We start from the raw sequence: 13413 nt of genomic DNA on the forward strand, positions 1-13413 counted from the left end.
TAGTAATGCCACGTCAATCACTCCTGCTCCCTACTCATCAAGATAAGTAGGATTGTGTGCTAAACGTGGGTCAATTTTAGATGCAATTTATCCAGCAAAGTGGGTCAATTTTCAGTGCAAATCAACACACGTAACACCTCAGTCAATTTTTAAGCTCTCGTAGGGCGATTAGCTGCGCATAATCGCCCGCCGGGTTGGAAATGTATGAATGTCAGACCCGCCCCCTCACCCTGCTTGCACCTACAATTGCGCGATCATCTCGCGAATGAACGTTTTAAAATCTGGGGCAACGATACTGACCCGTTGATCCAACGGGTCGATTTCAACTACACACCAATTTTCATCAATCTTGAAACCAGCGTTGAACCCTTGAAAATCATCACCAAACAAAACAATATTTTCAAGCTGCTGCTGACCATCCCCGTAAACAAAATCTGGATGAATCGGTCCAGAATACAAGGAATATTGACTATCTCCCATAGTCCCCGCACCAATTGAAGTTAAAAACTCCACATAGTCAGACGGCAATTTATTGTGCACAGGTTGCTTCGACTGTAATTCAATTAGATCAACAGGCTTCAATCTACTTAACAGCCCGCCCGCATTTACTAAGTAATGCAAATCAGAATATTGATTCATTTAATCCCTGCCTCATCAATCAACGTTCGCCCGGGCTCACCCATTCTTCGACAGGAATGCCATACTCTACTACTGTGGCGAGGAATGAGACAACCAAATCTAAATCCACCCTACTATTGAGCTTGTACCTAATGTACGAGACTGCCAAAATACCACTGCGGTCCAGCAATTGAAGAAAATCACTCAGGTCTTTTTCTGAAAACTCTGCAAATGACCCGACAGTGCTCTCCTCAATTGGCGAAATATCCCTCCCCATTACCAAACCAATTTTCTGAAGAGTATCCGCTGAAATAACTACTTTGCTCATTGCGTCTCCTTGACAAGAGGAATATACGGATTCAGCCAGTTAGGGAGATCAATTGCGCGTAATCGCCCGCCGGGTTGGAAATGTATTAATGTCAGACCTGCCCCCTAGCCTGCTATTTACTACAGAGTTATCCATTCAATAGTACTACTAACCTCTCCCAATTCAGTTTCGCCAACTTTAAATCCAAGTATTTCTGTTGCTTCTTTTTTGAAACGTAAAAGCCATAAATTCCATTTTTCTTCATCAATATTATTCACAAGAAACTGGAGCCCTGACGGCTCAATTGAAGCAGAAATGAAAGCCTGTTCTTCATCAAAGCTATACCAATACGGAATACCATTCATGCCGTTAGTACCGTCACCAAAACCGAGCCACCCTTCCATTCGTTTATAGAGATCAGGGAGTTTATTCATAATTTCTTTTGGTAAGTCATGTCGAATATTCACGTTTCGGGTTTCACTGATTTGCTTAGTCATGTTTGTTGCCTATACTTGAATGTTTTGAAGCATGTTAGCCAGAATTTGTAATCCAAGTAATTCACTAATTAAACGAGCCTTACGCTTGGGCATGTTGAAATTGACGGGCCGTAGCCGTGAAATTGGCTTTTTTGTTGATGGAAACCTCTTTTCCGTAATGGTCGAAGGCCTCACCTACTGTTTTTTGTATTTATTCCCTCAGAGATCTCGCGCCGGATCTGAGTTTCGCGCTCTGGGGCCCAGGCTACGGTCTCTGCCTTGGTGGAAGAGGACGGAGATTCGCGCACACCTTTGATAACAATTTGGACGCGCCACCTAGCTTCACGCTTACTATAGTTCACCATAGACCACCCACGAAAAATTTGTTGGTGTAATTATGGTGTAATGACTTAAATAACTATTCGGGTTTTATCGGTGTTTTGCGGGTTGCAGATGCGCTACAATAAGCGCGTAACCCTTTGATTTAACTAAATTTTCTACTGCTTTTGGCTATTTACTGTTTGTACAACTGGTCCCGCCGACAGGAATATATTTTTCTTTTAAATCAATACGTTGCATTCTAAGTGTGTAAATTTTGCGTAATACGAAGTGAGGTCCCGGACTTTGGAATCCAAGGAGCATACGCCAATAATACTCAAATAGAGACATCATTAGATACCACAATTTGTCTAGATTCTTTGCAACTCTAAAATAAAGTACCCCTCCGGAAAATGGTAACCGAGGTGATGAAATTTTTAGAAAGCGTGGAAACCGTTGATACATAAGGCTTTCAAGCGAATAGCAAAAGGTAAGAATAAAGTATTTGAAAAGGAATTTGATTACCTGTATGTATAGTATTTTTCACTTTTCAAAATGTCTTTTACTATCAAAGACTTAGATTTTCATTACCTTTTGAGTTACTTTAAATCACTTTAGAAAGTAACTGAATATATCTATATAAATCAGATACTTAGCCATGCTGTTCCGTCCCGCATTCCTTTGGTTACCTTTTCCCCTAGCCACCCCTAAAAATCCCATATGAATATATGCCGGTAGATACGACACCTGGCACCTGTAATTCATGAAAATTTGCGTCAAATTGCGTCATCATTTGAGGCTATCCGGGTGGCCGCAAACGTAAGCTGGACTTGATTCTAAATGGTGACGCATATTTGAGTAAAAAGCGAACTATTTAGCGGGCAGGCGTGGTGGGGGGATGTCTGCGCGCCAAGGGTTCAAACTGCAAAATATTGCAAATAGACAACAATGCCAACATGGTGTGCATGCTTTCGCGTGATATAACTGATTTGGGGTAGAGATGTGAATTAATTGTTATTAAATTACTTTTTACGCATTCTCTAGTCGAAAGAATAATATATTTTCAATGAAACTTGCATTACCCCACGAAGTCGTCAATGATGGATCTGTCGCAATAACTGAGATAACCGCAGTAGGGAAATACGCTGCATTCATTCTGGCCATTTATGAACAACCAATTGACTTCAATTAAACAGGCAAGCCCAGCACCCAAGAAGAGATCCCTCAATTTGCTGGCAATGGGATTTGTTATCTTTGTTTGCGTGTCGCTTATATGCATGGATGGCTGGCGTAGCTGGACAGCAAGAAGGACCCAATTGCGTGAGATGGAAGTTTCCACTGCCAACACGGCACGCGCAATAGCACAACATGCAGACGATACGATAAAAGCAGCGGACACTGCACTATTAGGAATTACCGAACGAATCCAAGTAGATGGTACTAGCCCTGCTGCTTTGGAACGCCTCCACAATTTATTAGTACTCAGGACAGCGGAACTTTCCCAGCTCAAAGGCTTATTTGTTTTAGACGAAAATGGACGGTGGTTAGTCAACTCACTCCCTACCATGCCATCAAATGTCAACAATGCAGATCGTGACTATTTCATTTATCACCGTACTCACGAGGGCAATAGCACCTATTTAGGATCGCCAATCCTTAGTCGTTCTAGTGGCATATGGGTCATAACATTGTCACGTAGGATTAATCACGTAGATGGAAGTTTTGCTGGTGTTGCACTTGCATCGATAGATATTGACTATTTCAATAAATTCTACGACAGATTCAATATTGGCAAGGCAGGAGCAATCGTTCTGGTATCGAACAGCGGCACCATGATTACCCGTCGCCCACTTTTGCCCGATTCCATTGGCAAAAACATGAAGACAACACCCGTTTTTAAAGAAAGCTCGACTAAGGCAACAGGGTCATTCACTGTAAAATCGTCCCAGGATGGTGTCAAACGGTTAAACAGTTTTCAGCGCCTGGATAAATACCCTCTGTTTGTTTCTGCAGCTGTATCAGAAGATGAAATTCTTGCCGATTGGATGACAGATACATATTGGCACTCAGCAGGCGTCGGCTTGCTCGTCATCATATTGAGTTCCGTAGGTTTCTATCTGATTGGTCAGATGAAATTGCGCTTCAATGCTGAAGCTGAGCTCATTAGGGCACGGGACGCAATGATTGATCTCAATAAGACACTAGAGCGCTTGTCTCTTCAGGATGCGCTTACTGAGCTTGCCAATCGGCGTAATTTCGATCTCACTTTAGAAGAAGAGTTTAGCCGGGCGATCAGAAATGCCAGTTCGCTGGCACTCATCATGATTGATGTCGATCACTTTAAACAATATAACGATCTCTACGGCCATGCTGCTGGCGACGAGTGCCTGAGGAAAATCAGTCAGGCGGTTAAATCTTGCCAGAACCGTGCTGGCGACCTGACGGCTCGATATGGCGGTGAAGAACTGGCGGTGATTCTTCCTACCACTGACGTCGAAGGTGCCATATTAATTGCTGAGAAAATACGCCAGGCAATACACAACTTGGGTATTGCGCATGCGGGTAACGAGGCTGGAATTGTTACCGTTAGTGCAGGTGTTGAAGCCGTAACCCCGGTAAGGAACTTGCATAATCCAGTAGAGTTAATAGAAGCAGCAGACAATGCACTCTATGCTGCAAAAAAGAGCGGACGAGATCGTGTCTGCAGCAATATTAATTTGGTACGCGTGGCCAGCTAGGCAAGGCGAGAAACCGTGCAAAAACGACTTCTCGCATTAATTTCTTTTATCCTGTCTGGCGTTAATAAGAAATATTACCTCCATTTCTTTTGATTGCAGCTTGCAACTTCTGATAGTCGTTACGACATTCAATATTGCAGAATAGCTTGCCATGCCCGACTGCCTCATCACAAAACAGGCAATGCATGTCCGGTTCATGCTCTGGGGCGCGTTGCATGTTTTTAAGGGCGTAATCAATATCCAGCTTGATTCTTGCATCTGCGCTGTCAGCTAAATCACTCATTTTGTGGTGCCTCCCGCGTCACCTAAAGAATATGGGGTAAATCGGATTACTTCCTGGCCTATCCACTCGTTGCACTCTCTGAAGCGCGCCTGCAGCGGCTCCAGCTCATGCATAGAAAACACCTTGGCCGCTTTCTCAACATCCCCGAAACCGCCCGTATTGTTCGGCACCAAACCAAGCAACTGGGGAGGTACCCGGTGCGCGGCCAGCATGTCGTCCCGTGTAACGTTCTTGATACTGAAAAACTCATCCTTGGCCGCCACCTCTGACACCGGCAATATTTGGATACCGTCCTTCTTGCCGTTCGGTGCGTACATGAACACATTGCGGAAATTGCCCGGCCCCTTGCTGTCGCGCAGCGCCTGGCGCATGTTGTCCACGTCACTTTGATTCTGTGCCGGGTCTGTCATGTACAGGATGAAACCTGCGTGTGAGCCATTCTTGTAATACTTGCGCCTGAACAGCGTCGCCGCCTCATTCAACCAGGCAGAATGCAAGGCACTCAAATACTCTGGCAGCCCGTACACTTCCTGGTTAATGTCGGGCTCCATCAAATGGAAAATCGCCCCAGACTCAAACACATGATCTTCCTGCCAGCCACGCACGAAGGCGTACTTGTTCAGGTCATCACTGCACCGGCGCATGTACTTGGCCAGCGCAGGTTCAAGCTGCAAAGGCTTGCCGGTGCGGCTCTTACGGTTTTCCAGATAGGCATTGCCAAAGACAAGGAAATCCAGCGCAAAGCGGCTAAACGCCTCGCGTGATAACAAGGCATGAGGCACAAAGGTGGCCGCCAGCAGATTGCGTTTTACGTAGATGGCCGTCGAATGGTGCACGCTGGCCCGGAATGATTTAGCCAGGCCGTCCCAACTGATAGGCGGCTCGTAATACCGCCCATTTGTCCAGCACTCGATATAGTCCAGAATTTCAGACCTGTCTAATACCGGCGTAGGATCGCCAAAGCTGAACACCTCAGCACCCGGCGAGAGGGGCAAAGCCGGTACCTCTTCAGCCTGACTACTTGGCCCAGCATTGAAACTGCCGCGCTGCTTTTTCCTGCTCATGAATACACCTCCATAAATGATTGATTACTGTTTATGCCGCCGTCCAATGGCTCATGGTCCAGCGCGTGCATACACGCCCAGGCAAGGTCTGCATGTCCGGTTTCTTCGCTACGGTCTGCCACATAGGTCACATGCTGGCCGCTGGCCGTCAGCGTCTTTTTAATCGTCATGAATGCTTGCGCCAGATCCGTGGCCCCGGCATCAAATTCCAGACGGCCCTTGCTGATCACATCGCGGGCCTTGATGACCATGCGGCTTTTCACAGCCGGGTCATAGTTGATCTTGGTCACATTGGGATAGAAGTTTTTAACGAGCTGGTGCACACCCTCACCCATGCCAGTGGCATCAATGCCAATAAAGGCAACGTGGTAGCGAATCGTGGATTGCCGTATCTGCTCTGCCTGGGCCGCAAAGTCCATACCCCTGAACTGCATACGCTCCAACACCCGGAATTTGCCGCCAGGCGTGCGCGGCGGCGCAAGGATGACCAGCCCGGCGCTGTCACCCGTAAATGCTGGGTCATAACCTATCCAGACCGGGTTATCACCATAAGGCCGCGTGGTAAATGGCTTAAAGTCTGTCCAATCTACCCAGGCATCGACCATGCACTTTTGCAGCTCCTGCAGCGGGAACACTGAAGCCGTGTCGTCAATAAATTGACACATCAACAGGTTTTCAAACTGATCCGGGCTATATTCGTATGTGCGCAGCTCGTCAATGTCGAACAGATCACAGCCACCGGCCTGGGCGTCCAAGATGGTGACAATTTGCCGCCACATCTTGTCTTCGCCGGTGAAACCAGAGGCAAGCCGCTTGTGGCTGACATCAATATTGACCTGGTCTTTTTTAGGCCGCCGCTTGTTGAACAACTCCCCCGTCCAGAATGGATACGCCTCATGCGTGATGCTTGAAGGCGTAGAAAAGTAAGTTTTGCGCCATTGCTTATGCAGCGCCATGCCTGACGCCACTTTGTTCAATTCCTGAAATTTATGCGTCCAGAAAAATTCATCAAAATAGAAATTGCCGTGATAACCCTGCGCTGTCCTGGCATTGGTACCCAAGAAGTAAAGATGTGCGCCATTCGGCAAGACAATAGGATCACCGGCCAGCTCGATGCCCGCCGCCTCCTTGGCAAACTGAATGATGTATTGCTTAAAAACGTGTGCCTGCGCCTTGGATGCTGACAAAAATATCTGATTGCGCCCGGTCTCCATGGCATCAGCCAAAGCCTCCCGCGCAAAGTACCAGGTAGCGCCAATTTGCCGCGACTTGAGAATTACCCGCGTGCGCTCATGCCCATTGCGCAGCCATCCTTTTTGATAATCAAACAGTGAGTCCCTGAAGGCCTCTAACAACTGGTCGCGCTGATCATCGCTGTAATCATTGCGTGTCGGCTTCTTCTTAGGCCCGGCATTGCGATTAGCCAGCTTAGGATTGAGATCCACTTCATTCCCGCCCGGTGCCTCATAACGCCGCACCCGCGCTGTCTGCACTGCCTGGCGCATCAGCAAATCTATCTCTTTAAAGTCGCCGCCGGTCTTGACTTCCTTGGCAATCAGTTGAACCAGGCGCGTTTCAAGGCTGGCTTCTATCTTTTCTATAAACGGGGTGTCGTCCCACTTCTCACGGTCGCACCAGCTCTGCACGGTTGTGCGTGCAATCTCTAGATGCCGGGCAATGGATGAAATGCGCCAGCCCTGCCAGTACAAGGCCTGGGCGTGTTTCTTCAGGTCGTAAGTAGGCGCAACAGTCGCTCCATCTGTTGGCGCTTCTGTGTCGTTTTCGGGGAAGGTTTCAGACGTGTCATCGTCGGCAAGATCAATCATGTCGCCAGAGTACGGGCATCGCGCCCGCGCAGGCAGTCCGAGCAAGTTGATATAAATCTTATCAACTCCCTGCTGATTGAAGGGAAAACCCACAGAGCAGACTATGCCAACTGCACAGCCAGAAATCAATTCTTGAAACAGACAACCTACACCATCAAACCATGAGCACAAAAAAATTCAAATCAAAATTTTTCCGCGTCGCAGTTGAAGGCGCAACCACTGACGGCCGCAAGATTGAACGCAGTTGGATTCAACAGATGGCTAAAAACTTCGACCCGCAAAAATACGGCGCACGCATCTGGATGGAACACATACGCGGCACGCTGGCAGATAGCCCGTTCCGTGCTTATGGTGACGTAACCGCAGTCAAGGCCGAAGAAGTCACCATAGACGGCAATAAAAAACTGGCGCTGTTCGCCCAAATAGAACCAACCCCTGACCTGGTCGCCATGACCAAGGCCAAGCAAAAAATCTACACCAGCATAGAAGTCAATGACAAGTTTGCGGACACCGGCGAAGCCTATCTCGTCGGCCTGGGCGTCACTGACAGCCCGGCAAGTTTGGGTACAGAAATACTTGCCTTTGCCGCACAAAACCCCACCAATCCCTTTGCCAGCCGCAAAGCCAGCCCCGGCAATCTGTTCTCAGAAGCCACAGAAGCACAACTCGAATTTGAAGAAACCGATACCGAAGCCAGCACCCTGGCTGCCAAAGTCAAAGGCTTGCTCAACAGTTTCAGCAGCAAAAAAACAGGTGACGATGCCCGCTTTGCCGATATCGGCCAGGCTGTAGAAAGCCTGCTCAATCACGCCAGCGAACAAGAAACACGCTTCAGCGAAGCCAGCAAACGTATTTCAGAGCTGGAGAAGGAACTGAAATCTGTCACTGACAATTTCAACAGCCTGAAAGAAAAACTCGACAAAGAACCCGGCAGCCAGACCACCAGACCCACTGCTACAGGCGGCAACGGCGCAGAACAAACCGACTGCTAAATCTGGCACGCCATAGCAAAACACACCACACCAACGCATTCAAAACAACGGAGTAAGCACGCATGAGAAACGAAACCCGCATTGCCTATAACACCTTGGTGAAGCGCCTGGGCGAACTTAACGGCGTAGAAGACGCCTCAAAAAAATTCAACGTTACCCCCAGCGTGCAGCAAAAGCTGGAAACCAAGATACAAGAATCCAGCGAGTTCTTGAAAAAAATCAACATTACCCCCGTCACAGAAATGCAAGGGGAAAAGCTGAACCTCGGTATATCTGGCCCCGTTGCCGGGCGCACCAATACTAAGCTGGCAGAACGCCAAACCCGTGACCTGACTGGCCTCGATGCAAACGGATACAAGTGCACAAAAACTGATTTTGATACGCATATTGGTTATGGAACCCTGGACATGTGGGCAAAATTTCCTGACTTCCAGACCCGCGTCCGTGACACCGTCGTGCAACGTCAGGCGCTAGACCGAATGATGATAGGCTTTCATGGTGTCAGCATCGCTGAAACAACCGATATCAATGCGCACCCGATGCTGGAAGACGTGAATAAGGGCTGGCTCCAGCACATGCGCGAAGATGCACCAGAGCGCGTCCTGAATCATGTCAGTACACCGGGTAAAGTCAAAATCGGTACGGCTGCTGGCTGCGACTATGCCAATCTGGACGCCGCTGTCTATGACGCCATTACCTTGCTCGACCCATGGTTCCGCGAAGATGCCGGTCTTGTCTGCATCGTCGGTCGTGAACTCTTGCACGACAAGTATTTCCCTCTAGTGAATACCAAGCAGGCACCGACAGAAACACTGGCCGCCGATATCGTGATCAGCCAAAAGCGCATCGGCGGTTTGACAGCGGTCAGCGTGCCATATTTCCCGGCGAAGTCATTCTTAATAACTCGCCTCGATAACCTGTCCATTTACTATCAAGAGAGCGGACGCCGCCGTCAGGTCGTTGACAATGCCAAACGTGACCGCATTGAAAACTATGAATCTTCCAATGATGCCTACGTAGTTGAACGCTATGGCATGGCTGCCCTGGTAGAAAACATTGAATTGGTGGCCTGAGCATGAGCAATCATCTCAGCCCAGCCCTGCGCCACGCTGCCCGCGTACTGGCGGCCAAAGCAGCAGCCCAATCCAAGCATGGCGAACATGTGCAAGGCAACGCCTACGAGCTGATGCTTGCCAAGCTCATCAATGACAAGCAGCGCTTAAAGGCCATTAAGTCCATCCAGCGCAAAATCGAACTCAAGCGCGAAATTCTGCCTGAATACGATGACTGGATAAACGGCGCACTAGAGAGCGGCAACGGTGCGCAAGACCAGGTATTAACCACAGTCCTGGTCTGGCATATCGATGCGGGCACCTATGCACGCGCCCTGGACATCGCGCAATACTGTCTGGTTCATAACCTGAGTCTGCCAGACCAGTATGCCCGTGATGTGTCCACACTGCTGCTGGACGAAATCCCAGGCGCATATCTCGAAGGCAGATTTGAAAGCCCGGCCGCAGCCGTGGAGACGCTCAGAGCCGTGCAACTGCTGACCGTCAATGCAGACGTACCAGACCAGGCCAGCGCCAAGCTGTACAAGGCGCTGGGCTATGCCCAGGTAGGCAAGATGGGTAACGGTGACATTGACTTTGACCAGTTGCCGGAAGAAGCGGCCAGCAAGTCACTGGACAACCTGCGGCGCGCCCTGGACCTGTTCCAAAACATCGGCGTCAAGAAAGACATTGAACGGCTTGAACGCCGTCTCAAGAACATCGTAGGCGATAGCGGCACACCGCCTACGTAACCAGGCACCCTCCGGCGCCGGGCGGCGTGGGCCGATCAGGGATTTCTAGCCATTTACCCTGTGAAAGCCCACCCACCGCCCACTTGATTGACCCTATGTAGATCCAGACCCATGCCCTCATTTATTGCCAACGCACCAGGCGGCCCGGCCAACCCAAGCCAGCCAGACAACATCATTACCAATGATGGATTTTTCCCTGACCTCAATGTTGCCGCCATGCGCGACGCCATCAGACTGGATGGCACCGTCACGGATGCCCGCCTGATCGCGGCCACGGTGGACGCAATCATCTTTGTGAATGACCAGGTCAAGGAATTGAAGGCTTCAGCCCTTGGCGCTGGTCATGCCAGTCTGGTGGCTATACCTGCCGACCAGGTCAACCGGCAAAGCGTCCTAATATCCCATTACCTGCGTGCTGTTTATTGCACGGCAAAAGCAGATCTGATTGAACGCTACAAGGACTACGACACCACCGCCACGTCACTGGATGACAAGAAGCTGGTCGGCTTTCTGGCAAATGGCCCAGATGAAGAACGCAGGAATGCACAGTGGGCAATTTCAAACTTGCTGGGCCGCCATCACGTCACGGTAGAGCTGATCTAACAATGATAGTGCGCGCCCAACAGAACGACACCCTTGACTTGCTGATCTGGCGTTACCTGGGCAGCACAACGGGCATTGCTGCAGTGCTGGACCTCAATCCCGGAATTACCAGCTTGGGCGCATTCCTGCCTATGGGTAAAGCCATTACTTTGCCAGACCGCGCACCTGCAGCGCCAACGGTGCAAATGATTAACTTGTGGGACTAACCATGAACGACTACCCCATGGAAACAGTGAAAACTATGCCGCCAATCGCCATCAGTGCAATCACCTTGCTGGGCATTCCCCTCAATGAATGGGTATACATCCTTACCCTTATCTACATCGTGCTGCAGATCACCTTCTTCGTGCGTGAGAAAGTGATTAAGCCATGGTTACACCGCAGAGTTAATGCTCGGAAAAGCAAGGCCCAAGCATGAGCGATATCAAACAAAAGCTCGTCGCTGCTGGCATAGCAGCAGCCTTGCCCATCATCGTCCTATTTGAAGGCACTCGGCAAACCGCCTACCTTGACCCTGTCAGCATCCCCACGATTTGCCGGGGCCACACTGGTGGCGTCAAGCTGGGCCAGACTGCCACCATAGAGCAATGTGACGACATGACGGTACAAGACCTCCTCAAAGCCAAGGCGTCAATGGAAAGCTGTCTTAAAGTCCCACTCAACGACAACCAGCGCGCCGCCTTCACAAGCTTTGTGTTCAACGTGGGACCGGGCCGCAAAGGCGTTAAGGACGGTTTTTGCGTGCTGGACACCGGCAAGCCATCCACCATGATCACAATGCTAAATAGAGGCGACTACACCGGCGCATGCAATCAAATGCAGTTTTGGAACAAAGCCGGTGGTGTGGTGTACGCAGGCCTGACCAAGCGCCGGGCCGCAGAGCGTGCACTCTGTCTGAAACCAGTATAAGGAAGCTACCGCCATGCCCGACTTCATCAAACTGCTGGACCCACGCCCATGGCTTGCCCTGGCCGTGGCCGCAGCCGTCCTGTTCTGTGTCGTCAAATACAAAGACGCCATACACCAGGTAGATAAACTCACCGCCCAGATTGATAAAGACAAAGCAGAAGCCACCGCCACTGCACGTGAAAATGAAAAGCTCATGTCCCGCAGCCTGGCCGCCATCGCCACCACCCATCAAAAGGAAATGCAAGATGAAAAAGACAAACGCGACAAGTTTATTGCTGACGTGCGCACTGGTGCTGTGCGCTTGTCAATCCCCGTCAAAGCTTGCACCGCCCGTACCGGCGCAAATACCACCACTGGACCCGGCAACAGCCCAGAAACGCGAGCCGAACTTACGCCAGAGGCTGGAACAGCTCTTGCAGCCATCGCCGCAGACGGTGACGACGCCATCAGGCAATTAAACGCCTGTATAGACAGCTACCAGGCCATCAAGGCCATTACCAACCGTCAGCAATAATGTACAAACCAAATAGCCTGCGCGCCCACTTAACGGCTGCCATACCCGATTTAAAGCGCAATCCAGACAAGCTGCTCGTCTTTGTGGACAAAGGCAGTTTGCGCACAACGCGCACGGCCTCAAGGTCTTTTGAATATTCTTATGTCTTGAATGTCATTGTGACCGACTACGGCGGCGATGAAGACGCGCTCATGGTTCCCTTGTTGGACTGGGTGACTGTGCACCAGGCAGACTTGCTGGGCAACGAAGACAAAAGCAACAAGGGCATACGCTTTATTGTTGACTTTAACAATCATGACAGCGTTGATATCAGTCTTGAGCTAGACATCACAGAGCGCGTCATAGTCAATCAGACCGGCAACAAGCTTGATATCACCCACGCAGGTGAGATAGCCGCCACGCCTGAATATACAGCGCCATTCTGGCAGCTCTACAACGGCAACAACCTGCTTGCAGAGTGGCAGGTACTCAACCCTGCGCAAGACAATGGCTGACGATCTCAAGGCGCTAGAACAATGGGCAAGCGTCCTGCTTGCCCAGCTTGATCCGTCCAACCGGCGCAAAATCAGTTTGAAAGTCGCCCAGGATTTGCGACGCTCACAGCAACAGCGCATCAAAGCGCAAATGACACCGGAAGGCATTCAATACACGCCCAGGAAGCCGCGCAAGGATTTGCGCCATAAGAAAGACCGAATAAAAAAGCAGAGGGCCGCCATGTTTGCCAAGCTGCGTAAAAACATACACCTGAAAGTGAAAGCCGACAGCAATGAAATCGCTGTCGGCTTCTTTGGACGTGTTGCGCGAATTGCGCGAGTTCATCAGTTTGGATTGAATGATCGAGTTACCAATTACGGGCCTGAAATTAAATACGAAACAAGACAGCTTTTAGGTTTTAGTAACGTTGACCGAGAACTGATAAAAGATGCACTGACTAGATATTTGTTTTAAAAGATTTCAAATT

At 49.7% G+C, this 13413-nt stretch carries 17 protein-coding genes; 11 read left to right on the forward strand and 6 right to left on the reverse strand.

From position 1 onward, the window contains the following. Window positions 1-240: 240 nt before the first annotated feature. The 3 genes from ACO0LF_RS24985 to ACO0LF_RS24995 form a co-directional block, all read right to left on the reverse strand. Window positions 241-639: an SMI1/KNR4 family protein gene (locus ACO0LF_RS24985; protein ID WP_423018984.1), complete on the reverse strand. Its 399-nt coding sequence runs from the start codon at window positions 637-639 to the stop codon at window positions 241-243. 19 nt (window positions 640-658) lie between these two features. Beyond that, window positions 659-946 carry a hypothetical protein gene (locus ACO0LF_RS24990; protein WP_423018986.1) on the reverse strand — a complete coding sequence of 96 codons (288 nt, stop codon included), beginning with the start codon at window positions 944-946 and terminating at the stop codon, window positions 659-661. Window positions 947-1065: 119 nt separating this feature from the next. Beyond that, the gene (locus ACO0LF_RS24995) at window positions 1066-1422 is read right to left on the reverse strand and encodes a hypothetical protein (protein WP_423018988.1); all 357 of its coding nucleotides are present in this window, start codon (window positions 1420-1422) and stop codon (window positions 1066-1068) included. A gap of 1463 nt (window positions 1423-2885) precedes the next feature. Between ACO0LF_RS24995 and ACO0LF_RS25000 the strand changes: the two genes are divergently transcribed. Next, a complete protein-coding gene (locus tag ACO0LF_RS25000) occupies window positions 2886-4457 on the forward strand; it encodes a sensor domain-containing diguanylate cyclase (protein ID WP_423018990.1) in 1572 nt (523 codons plus the stop codon). A gap of 61 nt (window positions 4458-4518) precedes the next feature. Here ACO0LF_RS25000 and ACO0LF_RS25005 read toward each other — a convergent pair whose 3' ends face one another. The 3 genes from ACO0LF_RS25005 to ACO0LF_RS25015 are packed head-to-tail and all read right to left on the reverse strand — an operon-like array spanning window position 4519 to window position 7630. Continuing rightward, on the reverse strand, window positions 4519-4740 hold the full coding sequence (locus ACO0LF_RS25005; protein WP_423018992.1) for a hypothetical protein: 222 nt from the start codon (window positions 4738-4740) through the stop codon (window positions 4519-4521). After that, window positions 4737-5804 (reverse strand): phage portal protein, encoded by a 1068-nt coding sequence (locus ACO0LF_RS25010; RefSeq protein WP_423018994.1) that lies wholly within the window; start codon window positions 5802-5804, stop codon window positions 4737-4739. Before ACO0LF_RS25010 ends, ACO0LF_RS25005 begins: the two co-directional genes overlap by 4 nt. Further along, the gene (locus ACO0LF_RS25015; RefSeq protein ID WP_423018996.1) at window positions 5801-7630 is read right to left on the reverse strand and encodes a terminase ATPase subunit family protein; all 1830 of its coding nucleotides are present in this window, start codon (window positions 7628-7630) and stop codon (window positions 5801-5803) included. The genes ACO0LF_RS25010 and ACO0LF_RS25015 overlap by 4 nt, the downstream gene beginning before the upstream one ends. Window positions 7631-7791: 161 nt before the next feature. On the opposite strand from ACO0LF_RS25015, the gene ACO0LF_RS25020 reads away from it, so the two are divergent. From ACO0LF_RS25020 to ACO0LF_RS25065, 10 genes are all read left to right on the forward strand, one after another. Next, window positions 7792-8622 carry a GPO family capsid scaffolding protein gene (locus tag ACO0LF_RS25020; RefSeq protein ID WP_423018998.1) on the forward strand — a complete coding sequence of 277 codons (831 nt, stop codon included), beginning with the start codon at window positions 7792-7794 and terminating at the stop codon, window positions 8620-8622. Between the two features lie 62 nt (window positions 8623-8684). Next, window positions 8685-9695 (forward strand): phage major capsid protein, P2 family, encoded by a 1011-nt coding sequence (locus tag ACO0LF_RS25025; protein ID WP_423019000.1) that lies wholly within the window; start codon window positions 8685-8687, stop codon window positions 9693-9695. A 2-nt stretch (window positions 9696-9697) separates the two neighbouring features. Further along, window positions 9698-10426 carry a phage terminase small subunit gene (gpM, locus tag ACO0LF_RS25030; RefSeq protein WP_423019002.1) on the forward strand — a complete coding sequence of 243 codons (729 nt, stop codon included), beginning with the start codon at window positions 9698-9700 and terminating at the stop codon, window positions 10424-10426. A gap of 111 nt (window positions 10427-10537) precedes the next feature. Then, the gene (locus tag ACO0LF_RS25035; RefSeq protein WP_423019004.1) at window positions 10538-11029 is read left to right on the forward strand and encodes a head completion/stabilization protein; all 492 of its coding nucleotides are present in this window, start codon (window positions 10538-10540) and stop codon (window positions 11027-11029) included. Between the two features lie 2 nt (window positions 11030-11031). After that, the gene (locus ACO0LF_RS25040; RefSeq protein ID WP_423019006.1) at window positions 11032-11235 is read left to right on the forward strand and encodes a tail protein X; all 204 of its coding nucleotides are present in this window, start codon (window positions 11032-11034) and stop codon (window positions 11233-11235) included. Between the two features lie 2 nt (window positions 11236-11237). After that, window positions 11238-11447 (forward strand): hypothetical protein, encoded by a 210-nt coding sequence (locus ACO0LF_RS25045; protein ID WP_423019008.1) that lies wholly within the window; start codon window positions 11238-11240, stop codon window positions 11445-11447. Continuing rightward, the gene (locus ACO0LF_RS25050; protein ID WP_423019010.1) at window positions 11444-11938 is read left to right on the forward strand and encodes a lysozyme; all 495 of its coding nucleotides are present in this window, start codon (window positions 11444-11446) and stop codon (window positions 11936-11938) included. Before ACO0LF_RS25045 ends, ACO0LF_RS25050 begins: the two co-directional genes overlap by 4 nt. A 13-nt stretch (window positions 11939-11951) precedes the next feature. After that, complete coding sequence (locus ACO0LF_RS25055; RefSeq protein WP_423019012.1) at window positions 11952-12452, forward strand: lysis system i-spanin subunit Rz; 501 nt, start codon at window positions 11952-11954, stop codon at window positions 12450-12452. Then, a complete protein-coding gene (locus ACO0LF_RS25060; protein ID WP_423019014.1) occupies window positions 12452-12946 on the forward strand; it encodes a phage tail protein in 495 nt (164 codons plus the stop codon). Before ACO0LF_RS25055 ends, ACO0LF_RS25060 begins: the two co-directional genes overlap by 1 nt. After that, a complete protein-coding gene (locus ACO0LF_RS25065; RefSeq protein WP_423019016.1) occupies window positions 12939-13400 on the forward strand; it encodes a phage virion morphogenesis protein in 462 nt (153 codons plus the stop codon). Before ACO0LF_RS25060 ends, ACO0LF_RS25065 begins: the two co-directional genes overlap by 8 nt. Window positions 13401-13413: the final 13 nt, after the last annotated feature.

The organism is Undibacterium sp. Di27W, assembly GCF_049340345.1.
GTDB lineage: Bacteria > Pseudomonadota > Gammaproteobacteria > Burkholderiales > Burkholderiaceae_D > Undibacterium.